Annotated in this window: 3 protein-coding genes; 1 reads left to right on the top strand and 2 read right to left on the bottom strand. The window is 52.9% G+C overall.

The features are described from left to right. Nucleotides 1–360: 360 nt before the first annotated feature. On the top strand, nt 361–618 hold the full coding sequence (locus LEPIL_RS20455; protein ID WP_002775654.1) for a hypothetical protein: 258 nt from the start codon (nt 361–363) through the stop codon (nt 616–618). A 217-nt stretch (nt 619–835) separates the two neighbouring features. Here LEPIL_RS20455 and LEPIL_RS20450 read toward each other — a convergent pair whose 3' ends face one another. Both LEPIL_RS20450 and LEPIL_RS20445 read right to left on the bottom strand, forming a co-directional pair. Further along, nucleotides 836–1261 (bottom strand): hypothetical protein, encoded by a 426-nt coding sequence (locus LEPIL_RS20450; RefSeq protein WP_002775653.1) that lies wholly within the window; start codon nt 1259–1261, stop codon nt 836–838. Nucleotide 1262: 1 nt separating this feature from the next. Then, on the bottom strand, nt 1263–7937 hold the full coding sequence (locus LEPIL_RS20445) for an N-acetylmuramidase domain-containing protein (RefSeq protein WP_002775652.1): 6675 nt from the start codon (nt 7935–7937) through the stop codon (nt 1263–1265). Nucleotides 7938–7950 lie beyond the last annotated feature (13 nt).

Raw genomic sequence — 7950 nt, 5'->3', positions numbered from 1 at the left:
AGCGATGGATTCCCGGGGCCGATCACCATATTCCAGGGGATGCACGTCCTCTACGATATGGCCGCCGTCTACAAAATCCTCCGCCCAGAGGCTACTTCTGGGTAAGGATATGCGGGGATTCGGGTGGGAGTGGTTTCGCCGGGCTTTGCGGCCTCTTATTGCGGGCGCCCCGCTTAACGCACAGGCGACAGGGTCAAACAACGCTGCGAACTAAGCGGCGGGCTCTTGCGGCGAGGGACTCCCCGCTATAAACGCAGGCAAAGGGAACAACAGAAAGGCCAGTAAGCGGGTTCCCTCTTCGCCGCGGCGATCCCTGGCGCGGGGTTCGTCTGGAGAATCTACTGGCGTTACCCGAGAGCCGTGCTTCACCCACGACGAATCATCGGCCAGATCGAAGTGATCGTTTCCAACAGTATCTCCGAGGCCGGGAACAAGACCATGAAATACGAGTATCTCTTTCCACAGAAGCCTTATTCTTATGACGACGTGATCCGTATTCTTGAAAAGGCTGCGCCTGAGTTTAACAGTCGGCCTCACGGTCAGCTCTACGATCTATCTCCCGATGACGTTCTCGCAGGAAAGATGCACGACAGACATCTCTTTCGCAAAAAAAAATGAGCAGGCGAGAGCGAACCGACCGGAAATCAACGAAAATCAGGTCTGCGGTATCTGCTGATAACCCAGGCAAGCCGTTAACTGACTTCAAATCCCCGACCGCCTTACAAATTCGCCTTTCTTCTCATTACTCGAATGACCTTTTCCAGCATGTTCGGATATCCGGACAGTTCTCTTTCATTTCCACAAGCTATCGTACAGGGGGGCAGTACAGCGCAGTTCACTGGTAATCCTTACAAGTTTTGTCACAATCGACCTTCTTGTAGATCAAGAGACTACCATCGCCCTCATGCTGCCGGAACAAAAGCAGGTCGTGCGAATCGTTATCGAAAAAAACAGTCGTTACTTCTCTTCGGTCAGTCTCAAACAGAACTTCATTACCCCGCACTGACCATTTTCCAGTAATCACAGGCTCACCGCGCGAAGTGTAGCCAAAACAATAAAAAAAACATCCTCCCCGCTGATTTGTTATGAGCAACAAATCAGCGACCCATTCGTATTGGTTCCAATCGCCTACAGACTTTTCCATCTCCCAGAAACCCACGATCCGTGACTTTTCAGAAGGATCAGGGCACAGGGCCGCATCCGGACGAGAGACACAACTCAGTAAAAAAAGAATCCCAGCCCACAATAGAAATCGTTTCATATTAGTACAACTCCTTTGCCTTTCTTTTTTTCTTTAGCTTCGGGGCAATGTTCTGGGGGCCATATTTTTTGCTGCCATTATAGCGATACCCAAATTCAACGAGGTCTTCGTTTTGCAGGGCCTTAACTAAGCCCCTATATTGCACAAATTTGAAAAATCCTTCTACCTGTTCAAGCGGATCTGTTGAGTATTTCTCGAACATTGCTTCCGGCGTTCCATAGCCCATACCTTTGGCATGGTAACCCATAATCTGAGCAGCTCCCATACTGATCGATACAATAGCAGCCGCCTCATTCTGCTGGCGTGCCCATTCAAATACTTGATACTCACGGGCCTGAGATCCATGATATCGGATAAATGCCACATCATTATTGGGCCGCCACTCATCCCATTTGCCTAGCAAAGGCCCTGCAGTGAGTTTTTTTTCTCCGCTTTTTGGATCTATACGCATGACTCCACGTCGATATTGCCTGAAATGTTCACCAGTGTATACAAAGGCTGGTCCGGCTGAGGCTGCTTTTCCATCCCCATCACCTTTACGCCAACGTTTTTCTATTTTGAACCATTGTAATTCAACATTTTCAATTTTCTCAGCGTCGTGACCATATTCTTTTCCTTGTGTCCCATTCCAATAATGTGGTTCAAATCTTATAACCACCCGACCATTAATCTGGAATTTGTTGCCCGATTCTGTTTCAAAAACTGCCTCCGCCACGTCAGGGTCAATACCAAGTTCCTCCGCACGCTTTATCACAAGAGCGCGGACCTTTTCTTTATCTGGTTCTTGTAGAGAACCAGATGACAGTCCAGGCCCAACAGGCTGTAAGCTTGGATTCTTCTGTTGCCCTACTTCACCACTAACAAGTCCTCGCACCATCGATCGAAACCATTGCTCTACTTTCCCATCCGGAGAGAACTGCCCTGTAATATCAGCAAACGGGATGCGTTGACTTCGTATCCCATCATTGCCCGCTTCATAAACACTCATAACAACCCCTTCCTTGGGAGTCATTTGATAGGTTATTCTTTGTCCATCAACAATTGCTTCGTAATACTGATCGGTTCCGTTCGATTTTTTGATAAAGGTCACGCCGTTTATTACGTAAGTATCGGGAGCATTGAACGCACTCAAGTCTGATCCAGAGTATCCATTGATAGACCGGTATATTATCCTGTCCATCTCGGCTTGCGTGCGCGGCTGAGCACCGCTAATTCCTGGAGCCTGTGTTTTTGAAGGTAATGTACCTACTGTGAGATTCTCTTCACCATACTCATTAACATAGCGCCCCTTAGAATCTCGTAAATACCCCTTATCATCGACAATAATGCGCCCCTCTGCGATTAGCTTCCTTGCGCTCAACTCCCGTTCTGACGCTCCATCCGGTCCCCAACCAGCACCGAGTCCGCCTCCTTTAATATCATCTGCACTGGCGCTCAATCCGTCCTCTTCCTCCTTCCTCCTCGCCATGCCAAACAGGCCAGATACCATAGAATAAACCTGACCTGTCTTATTGGCAAGAGCAGAACCAAGCCCCACCCAGCCAGTAAACTCACCAAGAAAGCCCTCGGCAAATCCAGACATCGCATTATCCCAGCTCCAGTCGCCGGAAGTCGTGTTTGTGGCACTGCTGTCCCTCGACGCTCGACCGCCCATCGTGACGGCAAGGTTCCAGAAAGCACTGGCATTGCCGATATCGGGATTCGCCATTGCCGCATAATTGTTCTGATACCCCTGATTATACTTGTAGTATTCGGCGAACGTATTCACTCCCGTGCTGCTCACGCTCGATATGATATCTTTTGCATAGGCGTTGTTCACGTTAAAGCCCTGGATGAACCCTTCTGATATCCCTGCCGATAGCGCTCCTGTTCCCATATTCTGCCAGAAGGCATCTCCGTTCGAGCCAGAAAGAGTCCAGCCGGTGATGTTACCGTGGTCATTATATGAGAAGCCTGCACCGATAGAACTTGCACTTGTGTTAACGGCGGCGGCCAGCAATCGATCAGCCGCCCCTACATTCGCACCGGAAGTCAGGTTTCCTGCATACATCGACGCAAGGCCTATAGCCGTTCCCACAGCGGCACGGTCATTCATTACGGCATCGCGCTTGCCGGTCTTCGTGTCCACCTGAATTGCGTTCCCCGATGCTATGATGGCGGCGCCGATTGCAATACCGACGCCGGTCCAGCTAAACGCTGCGGCAACGGCCGTGCCAAGCGTATTCGCCATTCCCTTGTAGGCGCCGAGAACCTGCGCCTCCCACATATAACCTGCGCCCGTTCCGTGCACCTGGGTGGCTATCTGTACATTCTGGACCGCGGTCGCAAGCATAGTCACCGGATTAAACTGATTGATTGTCGCCGATATCGGGTCGACGGAGCCCTGAATACGCTCCATACGCTCGGAGTCTTTACCGTCCACATACCGGCTCACAAGATCGAGCTTGTTATAAAAGCCCAGATAGATGCCACTCGGACGATTCCCGCCCTCGCCTAACTCACCGAAACCCGGATCAGACAGATACTTCAAGACGTCCAATCCTGTTACGTTTTCTCCCATGCCGAGCTTCTTCTGCTCTTCCGCCCCAAGATGTGGAGCGGCCTGCTCTACCTGTGAGACAAACTCGCTCGATCCCGCCGGCTTACCGATCCACCATGCAAGATCGCCGATGACTTTTTTGTCTTTGGAATTCTTCCGCTCCGCTGCAGTTCCCGTGCCCATGATCTTCTCGAAGGCCTTCTGGAGTATGAGCTTCTGCACGCCAAAGAACGACTCCACCTCCACCGCGTCGGCCGTTTCAAGGAATGCCGGCAGGTCGGCCATGACGGAGTCGCGGCTCTGCTCCTCTGGATTGCCCTCTTCGTTCAGAATAATACGGCCGCCGTATCCGGCCCCGATGGACGACAGGTAACCATCAAGGGCTGCCTTACCGTCATACCACTGATACGCCTCTACCATGCCGATCGCCGTTGAGACGAGTTTACTCTGCTTGATAAACGTGTTCCCCGATTTCACAAAGCCGGCGCCGAGGGCGGCCATCTCGGTCTGCTGCTCGATGGCCTTATTCTGGCGCTCGATCTGCTCCAGTAGATCAGACATGAGCTTCTGATACTGTTCCAGAATCTTAGCGTTGCCATAGACCACCATCTGCTTCTGGAAGTTACCCATCTCATTGCGGAAATCCGTAGCAAGGCCGGCAAGGGCGGATTGAGTGTCGGTGCCCCACATCTCTGAGAGCGAGAGGTTTGTGTTAAACCGCTCGATCGATTCGTTGATGTTTGCAAGCTGCTCCAATTCCGTGGGCAGATTGGCGATGATCTGGCTCTTCGCCTTCTCGACCGCATCATTGAGATTGATGGGAGTCATGCTGATGCCGGCGTTACTGGCTAACGTCTGCAGCTGGGTGTTGAATCCACCAAGCACCTCGGTTAATGCGGCTTCGCTGGCCGCTTCTGAGGCCTTCTTCTTGAGATCGACCTCCCACTGCTCGCGGTCGGCCATGTGCTTCGCGATACGCTCGTCCCACTCTTTATTGCCGTCTTCTATCTTACGATCGAATTCTCGTTCCCAGTCTCGCCATTCGGTTAAATAGCGGTCCTCGGCGTCGGTCCACGAGCGTTTGCCGGCCTTGAGCATGGCGGCGACGCGGCTCTCCCATTCCTGACGGCGGTCAAGCAGTTCCTGTTCGCGAAGATCCCACTCCTTTTTCTGTACGTTGACTCTCTGCTGCAACTCCAGATCGAATACGGCCTGCTGGTTGGCTTCATAATCACCGTAGATCATCGTATAGCCGGCATACTCCCGGCCGCCTTCTGCGTCGGATTTATCGGCCGCTTCATCGAAAAGATCCTTCATGGTACGGTCGCGCTCGGCAAGAATAAACGACCAGTCGTTACCGGCCGTCTGCGCCTGTCCGGCGGCAAGGTATTCCTGCACGCGATCGTTTCTCAAGATGTTGCCGTGATCGACAAGAGAACGCAGGATGTCTCCTGCATGATAGACGGCCTTATCCTCGACGTCTTCATCAAGAAGGGCATAGGCGTAACGCACCGTTCCGTCATGATCGGCTATGCGGATGCGCGTATACTCACCGGGAAGGGATGCATTGCGATACAATCCTCCGTCTCTGTAGAACCCGGCATAGCCGGCGTCCAGATACGTGACGATCCGGTCGCGATCATATTTACGGTTGAACGAATCGGTATACTCTACCTCCTCCTGCGAGGCCTTCGCGTTATACAGCTCGGTCTTTTCTTTTTCGGTTAATTCTTGATCGCTCCCATTAGAATCGACGCTTGTGATCTTACCGTCTTCTTCCAGCTCGACGAGATATCGCAGATCCTCTTCCGTAAGGCTGTAGAGGGCGACGGCAAGTTCCGGATCGGGATCTTTCTGCATCTTCCCGTACTTTTGCAGCCGCTCTTTGAGGGTTTGTATATCCGGTATCTTTGTAAAATACTCAAGCTTAGCCTTTGACTCTTCATAGGCCTTCTGTTGCTTGACTACTTCAGCTATCTGTCCGGTCGGCTTCGTACCGGCCTGCACGGCATTGTAACCGGCAATTAGAGCGGCATAAAGAGCGAGCTGATACTCGGCGCTGGCTTTCTGTATGTTGATCCGAGCTTGCTGATTCAAGGCGTACGCGTAAGGGTTAAAAGCCGCTACTCCGGATGTTGATGATAATATCGGGAACCAGATGCTATAAACGATATTCCTTTCAAACATCTTTATATCTCTATAGCCGACCGCCATAAAGAAGGTGAAGTAGATACTGGAGAAACCGGTAAAACTTGCAAATACTGCTCCCGATTTTTGCGAAAGCCATTCTGCCAGAGCTGTAATATCACTTCCAGGAATACCGCTGGTATAATTCCGCGCTGCCTCGGCAAGGGCCAGTTGAGATCCAGTCGGTCTTGGGGGCTGCGTGATTGATTGCTCTCCGATGGAGCGCAGCCAGTCGCCACTCTTCCAGTACCATGCGGAAAGCTCTCCAAAATAATTCCCCACACCCGCCTCATACTGTGCGGCAAGGCGCTGGTAGACGACATTCCGCGCATTGGTGGCTTTCTCGCGCTCCACTTCGTCGGCAAACGTCGAAAAATCGCCAAAGTTATCCGCCAGAGACTGGTCAAATTTCTGCTTCCTCTCGGCTGTTTCCATTTCAAGGCGCTGGATCTCTGCCTGCACGAGAGTACGTGCCTTTTGCAGGCGGATCATGCGCATCGTATGCTTGATGTAATCGGCGCGGGCGGCGATGAGCTCACCGTATTGTTCGTAGATCTCCCGGTTCTCAAGCTCTGCGAGACGGGCGATGTCGTCGGGATCGATGTCTGAGTCGCGCGCGGCCTTCGCTTCTTCTATAGAAAGAAAGTTATACTGTCTGTAGACGAGATCGCGCAGTTCGGCGAGTTCTTTGCGCTCGTCATCGGTTAACGGTACCTTCACGGCGGCCGAGACGGCGGGATCGACGTTATCCAGAGCGCCGAGCACGCGATCAAACTTCTCCATATTCGTGTCGATCTGCACGTTAAAGCCGGCCGTTTTGAGCTGCGCATTCGCCTGCTCCAGTAAAAGACCCGCCCGACGGTATTCTTCGCGGGCGTCGGTGGCGTAGTCTTTGAGGGCGTCGAGACGGGCCTCTTCGCTCATAGAGGCCGAGAAGAGATACGGAGTCTCGGCATAGTCCTTCACGGCAAGACGCCGCTGTGCGTCGCCCTGCGCGCTTTCAAGGCGCCGCCACCAGGCGCTCATGTCATCGAGATGCCTTGTATACTGGCTGATGGCCGCGCTATAAGCGTCTTGCAGAACGCCGGCCTCTGTCGTCAGGGCGTCGTAGGCAAGGCGTGCGTTCACGAACTTCTCTGCGATGGGAGTAAAGATCTGCTCCACAAAGAGGGTCTGCCCGAGCACCTTCAGATGCTTGCGACGGGCCGAGGCTCCGAACTGGTCCTCGGCCTTGCTCACCGCCTCTTCAAGACCGTCGATCTCACCTCTTTTCTCAAGCTGAGATTCGTCACCGGAGTCCGCACTGAGGGTGAGGGCCGCTGTACGGGCCGTTTCAAAAGAGGTGCGCAGCGACGCATAGTTACCCGACTGCGCCTTTGCAAGCTGGTCTTTCAGGCGATCTTCGGCGCTGCCCGTGGCGTCAACCTCCGAGGCGGCGCGGGAGAGTCCGCGCAGGGCGTCGCTCAGACCGCTTAACGCATCCAGATAGTTGTTGGCGAGATGCGCATGATAGGCCTCAATCATCTGCTGCGCCGATGAGGCATCCCGGTTAAACGTGATACGCTGTACGGTGCGCAGCTCCACAAGACTGTCGTCTGTGGCATCGGTCGTATTCTGATCGAGAACGATGGAGTCGTAATCGCTGCGGATACGGTCGCTTACAAGGCGATTCACGAACGATCCGTCGGCAAACATGGCGGGAAGATTCGAAGCGACAAGCGCACCCTCCGTCGAATCGAGCGCACCTTCCGTCTCAAGGAGCATACCCTGACGGAATTCATGATACGTCTGCACGATCCTGCCGTCCTTATCCGTGGCCGGAGGATCCGTCTCGACGTTATAGAAGTTCACGTCAAGATAGCGATCGTCCTCTAAGACGTTCGCCAGATACTTGCGATAATCCGCTTCAAAAAAACCATTACCGTCGTCTGCATACGTGCGATAATTCACAAAACGACTCTGC

This window comes from Leptonema illini DSM 21528 (assembly GCF_000243335.1).
Taxonomy (GTDB): domain Bacteria; phylum Spirochaetota; class Leptospiria; order Leptospirales; family Leptonemataceae; genus Leptonema; species Leptonema illini.
This window is presented reverse-complemented; position numbering and strand designations above follow the sequence as displayed.

Bases quoted from the DNA above. Each gene is read 5' to 3' on its own strand.
- LEPIL_RS20450 (WP_002775653.1), bottom strand. From the start codon at position 1,261: ATGAAACGATTTCTATTGTGGGCTGGGATTCTTTTTTTACTGAGTTGT.